Source organism: Deltaproteobacteria bacterium, from assembly GCA_016709225.1.
GTDB lineage: Bacteria > Myxococcota_A > Polyangia > Nannocystales > Nannocystaceae > Xiheibacterium > Xiheibacterium phototrophicum.
Window position 1 is genome coordinate 1,890,885 of record JADJEE010000012.1, and the last position, 13,234, is coordinate 1,904,118.

Consider the following 13,234-nt stretch of genomic DNA (forward strand, 5'->3'; position numbering starts at 1 on the left):
AAGAGGGGAAGTGGAACGGGCGCGCGTTCAGTTTAAGGGCGCGGTGAATTTTCTCGCGAGTCGCACGCCACGCGGCCGCTCGCCCCCGAGCACTCGCTCACGGCACGAGATCCGCGAGGCTCCGCGGCGCGACATCGAACGCGTCCTCGGTGAAGCGCAGCGGGCCGATGATCGCCGAGTAGGTCGCCCCGACGCTCGGGCTCGGCGCGTTGCCGCCGAGGAAGAGATCGTCGACGCGCACCTCGGTGGTCAGGGCGAACTCGCCGCTGCAGACCTCGGGATCGGTGACCGTCGCACTCTCGATCCGCACCAGCGCACTCTCGTAGGGCTGGGGCCCGTCGCCGGGCGCGAGCAGGGCCGACAGCGGCAAGGTCACCGGCGGCGGCAGCGTGGCGGTGCCTTCGACCACCACGTCGGCGACCGCCCCCTCGAGCACGATCTGCTCGTACGACAGCTTCGTCGCCACGCGCCCGACCACCCGCACCGCGTCGCCGATCTCGACCTGCAGCGGCGCGCTGCTGCGCACGGTGATCGCCGAGTTCTCGCCGCCCTCGGGTGACTGCACGAACACCAGGTACTCGCCGTCTTCGACCGCGACCGGCGAGGTGACCACGAGCTCGTCGAGCTCGACCAGCGTGCCGGCCGGAATGCCACCGGTGCGCACCACGAACACGGTCGCCCCGATGGGGATGTCGTCGCCCATCCCGGCGTTGGTGTCCTCGGCACCGCCGCTGGTGCCCTCGGGGCCGAGATCCCAATCGCCCTCGCCACCGTCGCACACGGTGTCCTGCGCGCCGTCGGTGGCGGTCGCGGGCCCCGTCTGGGTTGCGTCGGTACTCGTGTCCTTCGCGGTGGTGGTGGGGCTCCCATCACTCTCGCTCGAGCTCGACGAGCCGCCCGTCGGCGTTCCCGCACCCGTGTTCTCGCCGTCGGGCGACGCCGGGCTGCTGCAAGCCGCGATGGCAATGACCCACGACCCCACCCCACCCGCGACACGACACCAAGCGCGATGCATCGCAGCATCGTAGCTTCTTTCTGCGCCGAAGCGATCGACCCCGTCGAGGTCGACACTCGTAGGGTGAGGCCGACGATGGGTCGAGCCCGATGGATGGATGACGATGCGTAGACAGCTTGGATTGCGGTGTTGTGGGTGGGTTTCGGGCTTGATCTCGCTGACGGTGGCGGTGAGTGGTTGCGACGAGCGCGACGATGGCGATGCGGCGAGCGGCCCGTCGTCACCGATCGGTGCCGACTCGAACGCGGACGACCACGACACCGATGGCGCGACCGGGTCGACCGGCGAGACCGACACGAGCGAGGACAGCGGCCCCGAGGACGACGCGACCAGTGAGAGCGACCCCAGCGCGGGCAGCACCACCACTGGCCCCAGCGAGACCTGTGAGGTCCAGGGCGGCGCGCGCCCGTGCAGCGAGCCAGACGCGCAGCAGTACTGCGACGCGGGCGTGTGGGGCGAGTGCGTCGTGCCGCAATGCGATCTCGGGGCCACGGTGTCGTGCGAGTTCGGCGTCGGCCACGACACCTGCGTGCTCATCGACGCGACGCCCATGTGGCAGTGCGACGGCGACCCCGCCGCGTGTGCCTGCGAGGACGACGGCGGCACCAGCACCCCGATCGTGCTGTCCTTCGACGGCGCCGAGCCACGACTCACCGCCGGGGCCACGGCGGTCTTCGACAACGAGCTGACCGGCGATTGCCTCGCCACCGACTGGCCCACCGTCGACACGCCGTGGCTCGCCTTGGATCGCGACGGCGACGGTACCATCGTCGACGGGCGCGAGCTGTTCGGCTCCGGCACCCGCCTGCACGCCGGCGCGACGGCCCAGCACGGCTTCGCAGCGCTACGCGAGCTCGATGCCAACGGCGACGGGCGACTCACCCCCGCCGATCCACGCTTCGGCGAGCTCGTGCTGTGGTCGGACCACGACGGCGATCGCCGTGGGCTCGCCGGCGAGCTGTTGCCGCTGTCGTCGTTCGGCGTGCTCTCGATCGAGCTCGGCTATGCTCGCGCGTCACTGTGTGACACGCGTGGCAACTGCGGTGTCGAGCGAGCTTCCTTCACCTTCGTCGCGCCCGGTGGCGCGCTCCAACACGGGCAGGCGATCGACCTGCATCTGGCCTGCCAATGAACACGAACACGGCACACCCCGACGTGCGCGCGCGCCTCGGCGCCGCGATGGCAATCACCTGGCTGACGACGGCCTGCGGAACCGAAGCACCGCAGTCGCCCACCGGCACCTCCACCGATGCTTCGGCATCGGCAACATCGACCGACGCGATGTCGTCGGGCGTCGACGGCTCGACCAGCACCGGCACCAGCAGCACCGGTGTCACGACCGATGCCAGCTCGAGCAGCGGCAGCGGCAGCGACAGCGACAGCGACAGCGACAGCGGATCGACCACCGACGACGGTCTGCACGACGGCTGCTGGGATCACAGCTTCGAGGGCAGCTCCTCCAAGGAGCCGGTCGAGCCGCCGTGGGATGCGTTTACCTGCGACGGCTTGCCGACGCCGTGCAGCGCCGTCGAGCTGTCCGTGACCCGCGAGACCGGCGAGCTGACGATCGACGAGACGGCGATGACACCCGCGGAGGTCGCCGCCGCGGACGACAACGTGCGCTGCATGCTGCAGGCCCTGCGCGACGCGACGCCAGGGCAGTACACGGTAGAATGGGCAATCGACGCTGGCTTCTCGAGCTCACGCACGCACTACTACGTGCTCGACGACGGCGTCGTCGCGTCGTCCTCGGCGAGGCAGGACTTCGTCGAGTGGTACTTCGAGGCCTATCGCTCGCTGGTCGACGTGTCGACGTTCGACCCGTGCATCGACGAACCCGATCTCATCACCGCGGCATCATGCCTGGCGCCGCCGGCCGAGAAGGGGCTCAGCCTCGCGCAGGTACCCGTGCTCGACGCCGACGTGTGCATCGATGCCGTCCCGGCGTGCACGCCGTAGCGCCGGGTGGCGCGCTCCAACAACGGCAGGCGATCGACCTGCATCTGGCATGTCAATGAACACTTACACGAGAACCGAACTCATGCGCACGTACCTCGCCGCGGCGATCACATGCACTTGGCTGACGACGGCGTGCGGTACCGAACCACCGCAGTCGTCCAACACCACCAACGACACACTCACCACCGACGCCTCGGCGAGCGACTCGTCGACGAGTGACGCGAGCTCCAGCAGCGACGGCAGCTCGACCACCGACGGGCTCCACGACGGCTGCTGGGACCACAGCTTCGAGGGCACCGAGCTGGACGAACCGGTCGTGCCGCCGTGGGATGCGTTCAGCTGCGGCAGCTTGCCGACGCCGTGCGGCGACGTCGAGCTGTGGGTCACCACCACGACCGGTGAGCTGACGATCGACGAGACGGCGATGACGCCCGAAGCGACCGAGACCGCGGATACCAACACGCGCTGCATCCTGCAGGGCCTCCGTGATGCGACGCCGGGGCGGTACACCGTGCAGTGGGTCATCGACACCGGAATCTATGGCTCGATCACGCACTACTACGTCCTCGACGACGGCGTGGTGGCGTCGTCCTCGGCGAACCAGGACTTGGACGTGTCGTTCTTCGAGGCCTACCGGCCCTTGGTCGCCCCATCGACCTTCGACCCGTGCATCGACGAGCCCGATCTCATCGCTGCGGCCTCGTGCCTGTCGCCGCCCCTCGCGGAGGGATCGATCGGCTTCGCATCTGCGCCGGCGCTCGATGCCGACACGTGCATCGATGCGGTCCCGACCTGCCCGCCCTGACGGGCACGGTCCTCAGGCCCAGCGCAGCACCGGCGCCGGTGGCTTCCCGCAGCTGGGCGCCGCGACGGCGCCGGTGTCGATGCTTCGCACGGTCCGCTCGAGCATTGCCCCACGCACCCGCGCCCGCACCTGCACGCCGCCCGGGTCCGGCTGCTCGCCCTCGATGACGACGTCGTCGAAGCCGCGCAGATCGAGCTCGCTGCGCCACAGGCACTCGGCCGCCTGTGCGGCCTCGCTCAGGCACGTGCGACCGCGTAGCAACGCGACGTCGCCGAGCTCGCGACGCAGCGCCGCGTCGAGGAACGCGTCGGTGCCCGCGGCCGTCAGTCGCCCCACGCACAGGCCCTCGGGCAGCCACAGCGCGGTGGCAGCGAAGCGGTGGCCGCCCAGGTGCGTGGTCTGCCACGCCTCGAGCTCGGCGCGACGGGCCGCGACCTCGTACACCGCGACCCCGAACTTCGCACAGCAACGATCGCGCTTGCCGTTGGTGCACACGAGCAGGAGTGGCTGCGTGACCGCCTGGGCGCCGGCCGGGACCGCACCGGTGCGCAGCTGCGCGAGCGCCCCTGCGAGGTCGATGCCCGGCAGCGCGTCGAGCCCATCGAGCTGCCACCGTGCGACCCGCGGGACACCGTCGTTGCGGGTCGACGCGAGCATCACGACCACGCCGGCGGGCCCGCGTCGCGCGGCGCCGGGACGACCGATGAGCTGCAAGCGTGCGCCCGCGGTGCCCTCGATGAACGCATCGACGTGGGCGCGCACCGACGCGGACACCTGCGCGGCCTCCCAGGCCTTGCCGGCCCACGCGCCGGTGTACTCGAGCATCAGCCATGCATCGATGCCGGGGGCCGCGGTGCCGAACTGCGACTCACCCGCCGCGACCGACGAGGCCGCGCACCATGGGCTCGCGCTCGCGTCTGCATCCCCCGGTGCCATCGGCCCAAGCGTCGCCACGGCCCGAAGGTAGCAGGTCCCGATCCGGGAATCCTGCGCTGGCGTCCGCGCGATATACTGGTCGAGTTCAAATCATGTGCGGCATCGTCGGATACACCGGGCATCGTGAAGCGACTCCTCTCCTGCTCGAGGGGCTGCGACGCCTCGAGTATCGCGGCTACGACTCGGCCGGCGTCGCGGTGCTCTCGGGCGCAGGCGCACCGGCCCGCGTCGCGCGCTGCGAGGGCAAGCTGCAGCGCCTCCGCGACCTGCTCGAGCGTGAGCCGCTGGCGGGCACCTGCGGCATCGGCCACACGCGGTGGGCCACCCACGGTCGCCCGACCGAGGCCAACGCCCATCCGCATCGGCAGGGCAAGGTCAGCATCATCCACAATGGCATCATCGAGAACCATCTCGAGCTGCGCCAGCAGCTCGAGGCGGTCGGGTGCCGCTTCGGCAGCGAGACCGACAGCGAGATCTTCGCGCACCTCGTCGATCGCGAGGTCGCCGCGGGCGGTGAGCTGCGTGTCGCGGTGTCCCGCGCGCTCGCGCAGGTGCGCGGCACGTGGGCGATCTGCGTGCTGCACGACGACCACCCCCACGAGGTGGTCGCGGCCCGCCACAACGCGCCGTTGTTGCTGGGCCTGGGCGAGTCCGACAAGCCCGAGAACTTCGTCGCCTCCGACGTCGCCGCAATCCTCGAGCACACCCGCCGCGTGGTCGACCTCGAAGATGGCGACACCGCGCGCCTGACCCGCGAGAGCATCGAGGTCTACGACGCGACCGGCAAGCGCGTCGATCGCCCCGAGCGACGGGTCGACTGGAGCCCCGTCGCCGCCGAGAAGGAGGGCTTCAAGCACTTCATGCTCAAGGAGATCCACGAGCAGCCGCGCGTGATCTCCGATGCGCTCGCCGGCCGCATGTCGCCGCAGCAGGCCGAGGTGCGCCTCGACGGACTCGACCTCGACTTCACCGGCACGCAGAAGCTGCTACTGCTGGCCTGCGGCACCAGCTGGCACGCGGCGATGTGCGGCAAGTACATGCTCGAGAAGCTCGCGCGGATCCCCGTCGAGGTCGACCTCGCCAGCGAGTTCCGCTACCGCGACCCGGTGGTGCAGCCCGGCACGCTGGCGGTCGCGGTCTCGCAGTCGGGCGAGACCGCCGACACCATGGCGGCGCTGCGCGAGGCCAAGCGCCTGGGCGCGACCACACTGGCGATCTGCAACGTGGTCGGCTCGTCGATCGCCCGCGCCGCCGATCACGTGGTCTACACCCACGCCGGCCCCGAGATCAGCGTCGCCTCGACCAAGGCCTTCACCAGCCAGCTGACGATCTTCGTGCTGCTGTCGCTGCACGTCGCCAAGCGGCGCGGCACCCTCGACGACGCGGCGATCCAGCGCGCGATGATGGGCCTGTCGGCGGTGCCCGAGGCGATGAACCACCTGTTGGGCCAGCTGCCGGCGATCCGCACCATCGCCCGCCGCTACATGCACGCGCGCGACTTCCTCTACCTCGGCCGTGGGCTCGGCTTCCCGGTCGCGCTCGAGGGCGCGCTCAAGCTCAAGGAAATCTCGTACGTGCACGCCGAGGGCTACGCCTCCGGCGAGATGAAGCATGGCCCGATCGCGCTGGTCGACGAGAACCTGCCGGTGGTCGTGATCGCCCTGCGCGGCCCCGGCTACGAGAAGGTGCTCTCGAACCTCGCCGAGGTCCGCGCCCGCGGCGGCAAGATCATCGCGCTCGCGACCATGGGCGACCGCGAGATCGCCGACATGGCCGACGACGTCGTGGTCGTTCCCGACGTCGACGAGCTGCTGCAGCCGCTGCTCGCCAGCATCCCGCTGCAGCTGCTCGCGTACCACATCGCCGATCTGCGCGGCACCGACGTCGACCAGCCACGCAACCTCGCCAAGTCGGTCACCGTCGAGTGACCGACGCTACGGCGCGGCCGCGGCGGTGCCGTCGCATGCCGCCTTCACGCCCTTCGCACACGCATGGGCGCGGACTTTCTCCACGCGCGCGGGCAGCACGTCGGGCGCCTCGCCGCGCTCGAGGATCCACGCGCACGCGTCGAGGTCACCCATGCGACAGCCGACGACGCGCAGCTCGTGGAGCTGCGCCGCATCGGGCTCGCCGAAGGCGCGGTTCTCGATCATGAACGACAGCATCCCGCAGGCACGGGTGTCGTTGATCTGGCAGCCGGTGGTCAGGCTCTGCCGCAACAGATCGGTGTCGGATCGCTGCTTGCGCTCGAGCAGGCGGTCGACGAGCTGACTGCACGAGGCACCATCGCCGAGCTGGCAGGCCTTACCGAGCAGCTGGAGCGCCCGCGCGGCATCGGTCGCGGTACCGCGGCCCGCCTCGAGCGCCATCGCGAGCCAACCGCACGCCATGGCTTCGTTGGCATCGCACGCCGCGGTCAGCTGCTGCACGCCCTTGACGCTGGTGCTGGTGACGGGGCTGAGCCACAGCTCGTGGCCGAAGAATGCGCATGCGTAGGTGCTGCCGCCGGCGCAGCCCTGCTCGAGCAGGGTCATCGCACCCTCGGGGTCCTGCTTGATGCCCCGGCCGCTGAGCTTGCCGAGCGCGAGATTGATGCAGGGGTTGGCGTGACCGGGACACCCACGCTCGTAGGCCGCGAACGCGCGCGCCTCGTCGGCGCTGGTGCCCAGGCCGCTTTCGTACATGAAGCCGACGTTGGCGCACCACTGCGCGTCGCCGGCCTCGCACGCGCGCTCGAACGCGGCCAACGCCTTCACGTAGTACGTGGCGGCGAGCTCGGGATCGGCGGTGGTGTGCTCGCCACCGCCGATCATGTTGGCGAGGTTGTAGCAGCCGATGCCAGCCCCGGCCTCGCATGCGCGGCCGTGCCACTTCGCGGCCTCGACATCCGAGTGCGGGCGTCCGAGGCCGTCTTGGTAGAGCATGCCGACCATCGAGCACGCCGGCGCGTAGCCGCCCTCGCACGCACGTTGCTCGAGATCGCCGTAGCGCGCGCGGTCGTAGGTCACGCCGCGGGCGTGCAGGACGTCCTGCGCGAGGTCGTCGCAGGCGCGCGCATCGGCGGGATCGCAGGGGCTGCCCGTGCAGCGATCACAGCTCGGCGTGGGCGCAGCCGCCGGCGTCGCGGGCGACGCCACCGCGGCGGACGTGGGCGGCGACGCCTCCGCTGGCGAGCTCGCGGCCGGTGACGCCGCAACCGAAGTCGCGGGCGACGGTGGTGATGCAGGCGCGGTCGCGTCGGCGCCACACGCCATCGCGGCGATCACGACAGCGCTGATGACGTGGCGGCGATCGAGCGTGGCGCGGCGGTGTGGCATCGGCACTCGTGGGTCGCGGACCGCCGCCCGCGCGGGCGCACGGCAACGTGCCCCACGATAGAACGGGCAGCCGTCGCCGTCGACGACGGCCGCGCGGATGGACGTGCGGGGCTGGAGCCGAGCTCGAGGCGACGCCCGAGCCAGCTCCTCAGCTTGCGGCGGGCGTGGAACAGCCGGCTCATCACGGTGCCGGTCGGGCAGCCGCCCGCGGTCGCCAGCTGCTGGTAGTCGAGGCCACCGACCTCGCGCAGGATGATCGCTTCGCGATGCTCGTGGCTCAGCCGCTGCAGCCCTTCGTGCAGAGCATCGCGCAGCTCGATCGATGCCAGCGCGGCCTCGGGCGACGCGTCGGTGTGCTGCAGCGGCTCGAGCACGTCGACGTCATCGACATGATGCTCCGGCCGACGCCGGCGATGACGCTTCAGATCGCGGCAGACGTTGACGACGATGCGGTTCATCCACGTCTGCGGCTGCGCGATGCCGTTGAAGGTCGCGGCGCTGCGCTTGGCCTTCATGAAGGCCTCCTGCACCGCGTCGTCGGCGTCGTTCTCGTCGTGCAAGAACGCCCAAGCGATCGCGTACGCCCGACGTCGATAGCCGCGGTAGAGCGCGTCGAGGTCGAGCTGGTGGGAGAGCGCTGTCGGAGCTGTCGCGACCATGTGGTTTTGCTACGGGCCCCGGCCGCCGACGGATCGACGCCCTCGATCGAATCCCGACGTCTGCGAGACCACCGAGCTGGCGACGCCGGAGCCCAGCGAACCCCGCCGTGACGGACTTCGCACGCGCGTCCGATCCGTCGGCCGTCGACGCTGCGTAGCGCTGGTCGCAGGTCGCGGCACATCGCCGCCCTCGCGACAGGGGGAACCGTGGGACTGATGTGCCAGAATGCGGCCTCGTGCACGCACACCGATTCGCAGGACTTCAACGGATCGGTGCGGCCACAGATCGAAGCCTTCATCCGCGCGGTGATGGAGCACCACTTCCAAGCGACCCCCGAGGCGTGGCAACGCGACGACTCGTTCCACGCCTACTACAACTGGGGCTCGCTGTGCGGCGCCAACGATCTCGAGCGCGCGTGGCCCGAGTACCTGCGGTGGCCCGCGCCGACCATCGGCGGCCGTCGCGACGAGCCCGTGCGCACCGGTGACCGCAGCATCGCGATGGCGGCCCCACAATCCGGCCTCGGCATCCGCATTCCCTTGCCCGGCGGCTCCGTCACGCACTACGTCGATCACCGCATCAAGGCGCTGATCAACGCGACCAATCCGATGCACGTGCTGCACCCGGGCTACATCGTGCGGTGGCTGTCGGTGCGCGGGGTCATGACCGCCAGCAACACACTGGGCCGCGGCATCGGCTGGACCCCGCGCGTCAACGAGTACTTCGGCGTGCGCATCTTCTCGGAGCTCGACGAGGACGTCCGCGCGCACCTGCCCCAGCGCTGAAGCGCGATGCGGGGTCGCCCCGCACTCATCGCGCGAAGTGTCCCGACTTGCCGCCGCGCTTCTCGAGCAGCACCACGCGGTCGATGACCATGCCGCGATCGATCGCCTTGCACATGTCATAGATCGTCAGCGCCGCGATGCTGGCGCCGTGCATGGCCTCCATCTCGGGGCCGGTGCGATCGAGGGCGTCGACCCGTACGCGGACCTCGAGGCCGACCGCGTCGGCCAAGGGCGCGAACGCGACGTCGACCGCGACCACGCGCACCGGGTGGCACAGGGGGATCACACCGGCGGTCGCCTTGGTCGCCATGATGGCGGCCAGCCGCGCAACTGCCAGCACGTCACCTTTGCCGAGGGTGCCGGCGTGGATGCGTGCGAGGGTCTCGGGCGCCATCGTCACCCGCGCCGCGGCCGTGGCCGAGCGCGCGGACTCGGGCTTGTCGGTGATCGCGACCATGCGCGCGGCACCGTCCTCGTCGAAGTGCGTGAGTTCGTCGGCCATCGTGGGGCGCCCCGCGTGGGTGCGTGCGGGTTCTTCTGCGGCGCCAGCGTAACGCGAGGCCCACGCGCGTGCGCGCCCCACCTGCGACGCGCCACCGGCGACGCGCCCCACCTGCAACGCGCCCCAGGCACGCGCGGTCAGACCCTCGAAACCCGCCGCTGCGGCCGCTCCAGACCGGCCTGCGCAGCTTTCTCGCCCGCGCCGGGCGTGATACACAACCGCTCGCGTGGGCCGACTTCGGCCTCGCCCCGCGGTGCGCATGAAGATCGGCATTCCCAAGGAAATCCACGAGGGCGAGCGCCGCGTTGCGGCCACGCCCGACACCGCCAAGAAGCTGCAGAAGTTCGGATTCGAGGTGCTCATCGAGTCGGGCGCCGGCGACAACGCGAACTTCCCCGACGATGCCTACCGCGCCGCCGGCTGCGAGGTGACCTCCGACGTCAGCAAGGTCTGGCAGCAGGACATCGTCGCGAAGGTGCGTCCGCCCGAGTACCACCCCGGCACCGGCATGGACGAGACCGAGCTGCTGCGCGAGGGCGGCACGCTGATTTCTTTCCTGTGGCCCGCGCAGAACGCCGCGCTGGTGGAGCGTCTGGTCGGACGCAAGTGCAACGCGATCGCGATGGACGCGGTGCCCCGCATCAGCCGCGCGCAGAAGCTCGACGCGTTGTCGTCGATGGCGAACATCGCCGGCTACCGCGCGGTGATCGAGGCCGCCAATCACTTCGCGCGCTTCTTCACCGGCCAGATCACCGCCGCCGGCAAGGTCCCGCCCGCGAAGGTGATGGTCATCGGTGCCGGCGTCGCGGGCCTGGCCGCAATCGGAGCCGCGCGCGGCATGGGTGCCATCGTCCGCGCCTTCGACACCCGCCCGGCCGTGCGCGAGCAGGTCCAGAGCATGGGCGCCGAGTTCCTCGAGGTCACGCTCGAGGAGGACGGCGCCGGCGAGGGCGGCTACGCCAAGGAGATGTCGCCGGCGTTCATCAAGGCCGAGATGGAGCTCTTCCACGAGCAGGCCAAGGACGTCGACATCATCATCACGACCGCGCTCATCCCCGGTCGTCCGGCGCCCAAGCTGCTCGAGGCCTACCACGTCGAGGCCATGAAGCCCGGCAGCGTGATCGTCGATCTCGCCGCCGAGCAAGGCGGCAACTGCGAGCTCACCTCACCGGGCCGCGTGATCGTGCACAAGGGCGTGACCATCGTCGGTCACACCGACCTGCCGAGCCGCCTGTCGAGCGTCGCCAGCCAGCTCTACGGCACCAACATCGTCCACCTGCTCGACGACCTCGGCAAGGCCGAGAAGTTCAAGCTCGACCTCGACGACGAGGTCGTGTCGGGCGCGTTGGTGGTCAAGGACGGCGCGAACCGCTGGCCCACGCCAAAGCCCAAGATGACCTCGCCGACCGAGGGCAAGCCCAAGGAGGCCGCACCGCCGCCGAAGGCCGCCGGCGGTCACGGTCACGGCGGTGGCGGTGGGTCGGGCTCGCCGTGGCCGCTGGTCGCCGCCGGTCTCGCGCTGGTCGGCATCGGCATGGGCGCGCCGCCGTCGTTCCTCACCCACCTCACGGTGTTCGTGCTCGCGATCTTCGTCGGCTGGCAGGTGATCTGGAACGTCACGCCGGCGCTGCACACCCCGCTGATGAGCGTCACCAACGCGATCAGCGGCATCATCATCATCGGCGGCATCCTGCAGATCTCCGGCCCGCCCGGTGCTGCGACCACGATCCTCGGCGCCGCGGCGATCCTGCTCGCCACGATCAACATCGCCGGTGGCTTCCTCGTCACGCAGCGCATGCTGCAGATGTTCCGCAAGCAATAGGACGCGCCCCGTGCTCTCCAGCCTCGTCACCGTCGCCTACATCGCCGCGAGCGCGCTCTTCATCATGAGCCTCTCGGGGCTCTCGAACCAAGAGACCGCTCGGCGCGGCAACCTCTACGGCATCATCGGCATGGTGCTCGCGCTGGTCGCGACCGCAGCCGGCATCAGCGGCGGCGGCTTCGCGATGCTGCTGGGCGCGGTCGTGCCGGGCGCCGTCATCGGTGCCGTGCTCGCGGCCCGCGTCGCGATGACCTCGATGCCCGAGCTCGTCGCCGTCCTGCACAGCTTCGTCGGACTGGCCGCCGTGCTGGTCGGCTTCGGCAGCTACCTCGGTGGTGACGGCGGCGCGCCGATGAGCGCGCTCGAGCTCACCATCCACGAGGTCGAGATCTTCGTGGGCATCTTCATCGGCGCGATCACCTTCACCGGTTCGGTGATCGCGTTCGGCAAGCTGCGCGGCAGCATCAGCGGCAAGCCGCTCATGTTGCCCGCGCGCCACATGCTGAACCTCGGCATGATCACGGGTTGTGTGGTGCTCGGCTGGCAGTTCCTCGGCGCCCACGGTGCCAGCGACGGCGGCACGCCTGCCGGCCTGATGCCGCTGGTGATCATGACCGCGATCGCGGCCATCATCGGCGTGCACCTGGTCGCGGCCATCGGCGGCGCCGACATGCCGGTCGTGGTCTCGATGCTCAACAGCTACTCCGGCTGGGCTGCCAGCGCGGCCGGCTTCATGTTGAGCAACGACCTGCTCATCATCACCGGCGCGCTGGTCGGCAGCTCGGGCGCGATCCTCAGCTTCATCATGTGTCGCGCGATGAACCGCTCGTTCGTGAGCGTGATCCTGGGCGGCTTCGGCACCGGCGGCGGCACCAGCTCGAGCACCGCCAGCACGCCGCAGGGCGAGGTCCGCTCGACCACCGCCGAAGAGACGGTCGAGTCGCTGCGCGAGGCCGGCAGCATCGTCATCATCCCCGGGTACGGCATGGCGGTCGCACAGGCGCAGCACTCGCTGTCCGAGGTCGTGAAGATCCTGCGCGCCAAGGGCAAGAACGTCCGCTTCGCCATCCATCCCGTGGCCGGGCGCTTGCCGGGCCACATGAACGTGCTGTTGGCCGAGGCCAACGTGCCGTACGACATCGTGCTCGAGATGGACGAGCTCAACCACGACTTCCCCGACACCGATCTCAGCTGGGTCATCGGCGCCAACGACATCGTGAACCCGTCGGCGCAGGACGACCCCGGCAGCCCGATCGCCGGCATGCCGGTGCTCGAGTGCTGGAAGGCCGGTCGCTGCATCGTGATGAAGCGATCGATGGCATCGGGCTACGCCGGCGTCGACAACCCGCTCTTCTACAAACCCAACACCGAGATGTTGTTCGGCGACGCGAAGAAGGTCATCGACGAGATCCTCGGCAAGCTCCGGGGCTGAC

At 70.3% G+C, this 13,234-nt stretch carries 13 protein-coding genes; 7 read left to right on the forward strand and 6 right to left on the reverse strand.

Features of this window, described 5'->3' with window-relative positions:
- Positions 1–97 precede the first annotated feature (97 nt).
- Positions 98–1,015 carry a hypothetical protein gene (locus IPH07_32835; GenBank protein MBK6922223.1) on the reverse strand — a complete coding sequence of 306 codons (918 nt, stop codon included), beginning with the start codon at positions 1,013–1,015 and terminating at the stop codon, positions 98–100.
- A 148-nt stretch (positions 1,016–1,163) separates the two neighbouring features.
- Between IPH07_32835 and IPH07_32840 the strand changes: the two genes are divergently transcribed.
- The 3 genes from IPH07_32840 (at position 1,164) to IPH07_32850 (ending at position 3,779) form a co-directional block, all read left to right on the forward strand.
- Positions 1,164–2,147 carry a calcium-binding protein gene (locus IPH07_32840; protein ID MBK6922224.1) on the forward strand — a complete coding sequence of 328 codons (984 nt, stop codon included), beginning with the start codon at positions 1,164–1,166 and terminating at the stop codon, positions 2,145–2,147.
- On the forward strand, positions 2,144–2,974 hold the full coding sequence (locus IPH07_32845) for a hypothetical protein (GenBank protein ID MBK6922225.1): 831 nt from the start codon (positions 2,144–2,146) through the stop codon (positions 2,972–2,974). The genes IPH07_32840 and IPH07_32845 overlap by 4 nt, the downstream gene beginning before the upstream one ends.
- Before the next feature lie 82 nt (positions 2,975–3,056).
- Complete coding sequence (locus tag IPH07_32850; GenBank protein MBK6922226.1) at positions 3,057–3,779, forward strand: hypothetical protein; 723 nt, start codon at positions 3,057–3,059, stop codon at positions 3,777–3,779.
- A 12-nt stretch (positions 3,780–3,791) separates the two neighbouring features.
- Here IPH07_32850 and IPH07_32855 read toward each other — a convergent pair whose 3' ends face one another.
- On the reverse strand, positions 3,792–4,715 hold the full coding sequence (locus IPH07_32855; GenBank protein ID MBK6922227.1) for a hypothetical protein: 924 nt from the start codon (positions 4,713–4,715) through the stop codon (positions 3,792–3,794).
- A 92-nt stretch (positions 4,716–4,807) separates the two neighbouring features.
- On the opposite strand from IPH07_32855, the gene glmS reads away from it, so the two are divergent.
- Positions 4,808–6,643, forward strand: coding sequence for a glutamine--fructose-6-phosphate transaminase (isomerizing) (gene glmS / locus IPH07_32860; GenBank protein ID MBK6922228.1), 1,836 nt, complete (start codon positions 4,808–4,810; stop codon positions 6,641–6,643).
- Positions 6,644–6,649: 6 nt separating this feature from the next.
- On the opposite strand, the gene IPH07_32865 is transcribed toward glmS, so the two are convergent.
- The 3 genes from IPH07_32865 to IPH07_32875 are packed head-to-tail and all read right to left on the reverse strand — an operon-like array spanning position 6,650 to position 8,691.
- Complete coding sequence (locus IPH07_32865) at positions 6,650–7,852, reverse strand: sel1 repeat family protein (GenBank protein MBK6922229.1); 1,203 nt, start codon at positions 7,850–7,852, stop codon at positions 6,650–6,652.
- On the reverse strand, positions 7,806–7,964 hold the full coding sequence (locus IPH07_32870; GenBank protein MBK6922230.1) for a hypothetical protein: 159 nt from the start codon (positions 7,962–7,964) through the stop codon (positions 7,806–7,808). The genes IPH07_32865 and IPH07_32870 overlap by 47 nt, the downstream gene beginning before the upstream one ends.
- Before the next feature lie 13 nt (positions 7,965–7,977).
- Positions 7,978–8,691 (reverse strand): RNA polymerase sigma factor, encoded by a 714-nt coding sequence (locus tag IPH07_32875; protein ID MBK6922231.1) that lies wholly within the window; start codon positions 8,689–8,691, stop codon positions 7,978–7,980.
- 207 nt (positions 8,692–8,898) lie between these two features.
- Here IPH07_32875 and IPH07_32880 point away from each other — a divergent pair, with 207 nt between their 5' ends.
- Positions 8,899–9,477, forward strand: coding sequence for a hypothetical protein (locus tag IPH07_32880; protein MBK6922232.1), 579 nt, complete (start codon positions 8,899–8,901; stop codon positions 9,475–9,477).
- A gap of 25 nt (positions 9,478–9,502) precedes the next feature.
- Here the strand turns inward: IPH07_32880 and moaC are convergent, their stop codons facing one another.
- A complete protein-coding gene (gene moaC / locus IPH07_32885) occupies positions 9,503–9,979 on the reverse strand; it encodes a cyclic pyranopterin monophosphate synthase MoaC (GenBank protein ID MBK6922233.1) in 477 nt (158 codons plus the stop codon).
- 259 nt (positions 9,980–10,238) lie between these two features.
- On the opposite strand from moaC, the gene IPH07_32890 reads away from it, so the two are divergent.
- Together IPH07_32890 and pntB are read left to right on the forward strand one after the other, a co-directional pair.
- The gene (locus IPH07_32890) at positions 10,239–11,801 is read left to right on the forward strand and encodes a Re/Si-specific NAD(P)(+) transhydrogenase subunit alpha (protein ID MBK6922234.1); all 1,563 of its coding nucleotides are present in this window, start codon (positions 10,239–10,241) and stop codon (positions 11,799–11,801) included.
- Positions 11,802–11,811: 10 nt separating this feature from the next.
- The gene (pntB, locus tag IPH07_32895; GenBank protein MBK6922235.1) at positions 11,812–13,233 is read left to right on the forward strand and encodes a Re/Si-specific NAD(P)(+) transhydrogenase subunit beta; all 1,422 of its coding nucleotides are present in this window, start codon (positions 11,812–11,814) and stop codon (positions 13,231–13,233) included.
- Position 13,234 lies beyond the last annotated feature (1 nt).

What these genes read in the sequence shown, in the direction of transcription:
- IPH07_32835 (MBK6922223.1), bottom strand. Translation starts at nt 1,015, where the DNA reads ATGCATCGCGCTTGGTGTCGTGTCGCGGGTGGGGTGGGGTCGTGGGTC.
- IPH07_32845 (MBK6922225.1), top strand. Translation starts at nt 2,144, where the DNA reads ATGAACACGAACACGGCACACCCCGACGTGCGCGCGCGCCTCGGCGCC.
- IPH07_32850 (MBK6922226.1), top strand. Translation starts at nt 3,057, where the DNA reads ATGCGCACGTACCTCGCCGCGGCGATCACATGCACTTGGCTGACGACG.
- IPH07_32855 (MBK6922227.1), bottom strand. Translation starts at nt 4,715, where the DNA reads ATGGCACCGGGGGATGCAGACGCGAGCGCGAGCCCATGGTGCGCGGCC.
- glmS (MBK6922228.1), top strand. Translation starts at nt 4,808, where the DNA reads ATGTGCGGCATCGTCGGATACACCGGGCATCGTGAAGCGACTCCTCTC.
- IPH07_32875 (MBK6922231.1), bottom strand. Translation starts at nt 8,691, where the DNA reads ATGGTCGCGACAGCTCCGACAGCGCTCTCCCACCAGCTCGACCTCGAC.
- moaC (MBK6922233.1), bottom strand. Translation starts at nt 9,979, where the DNA reads ATGGCCGACGAACTCACGCACTTCGACGAGGACGGTGCCGCGCGCATG.
- IPH07_32890 (MBK6922234.1), top strand. Translation starts at nt 10,239, where the DNA reads ATGAAGATCGGCATTCCCAAGGAAATCCACGAGGGCGAGCGCCGCGTT.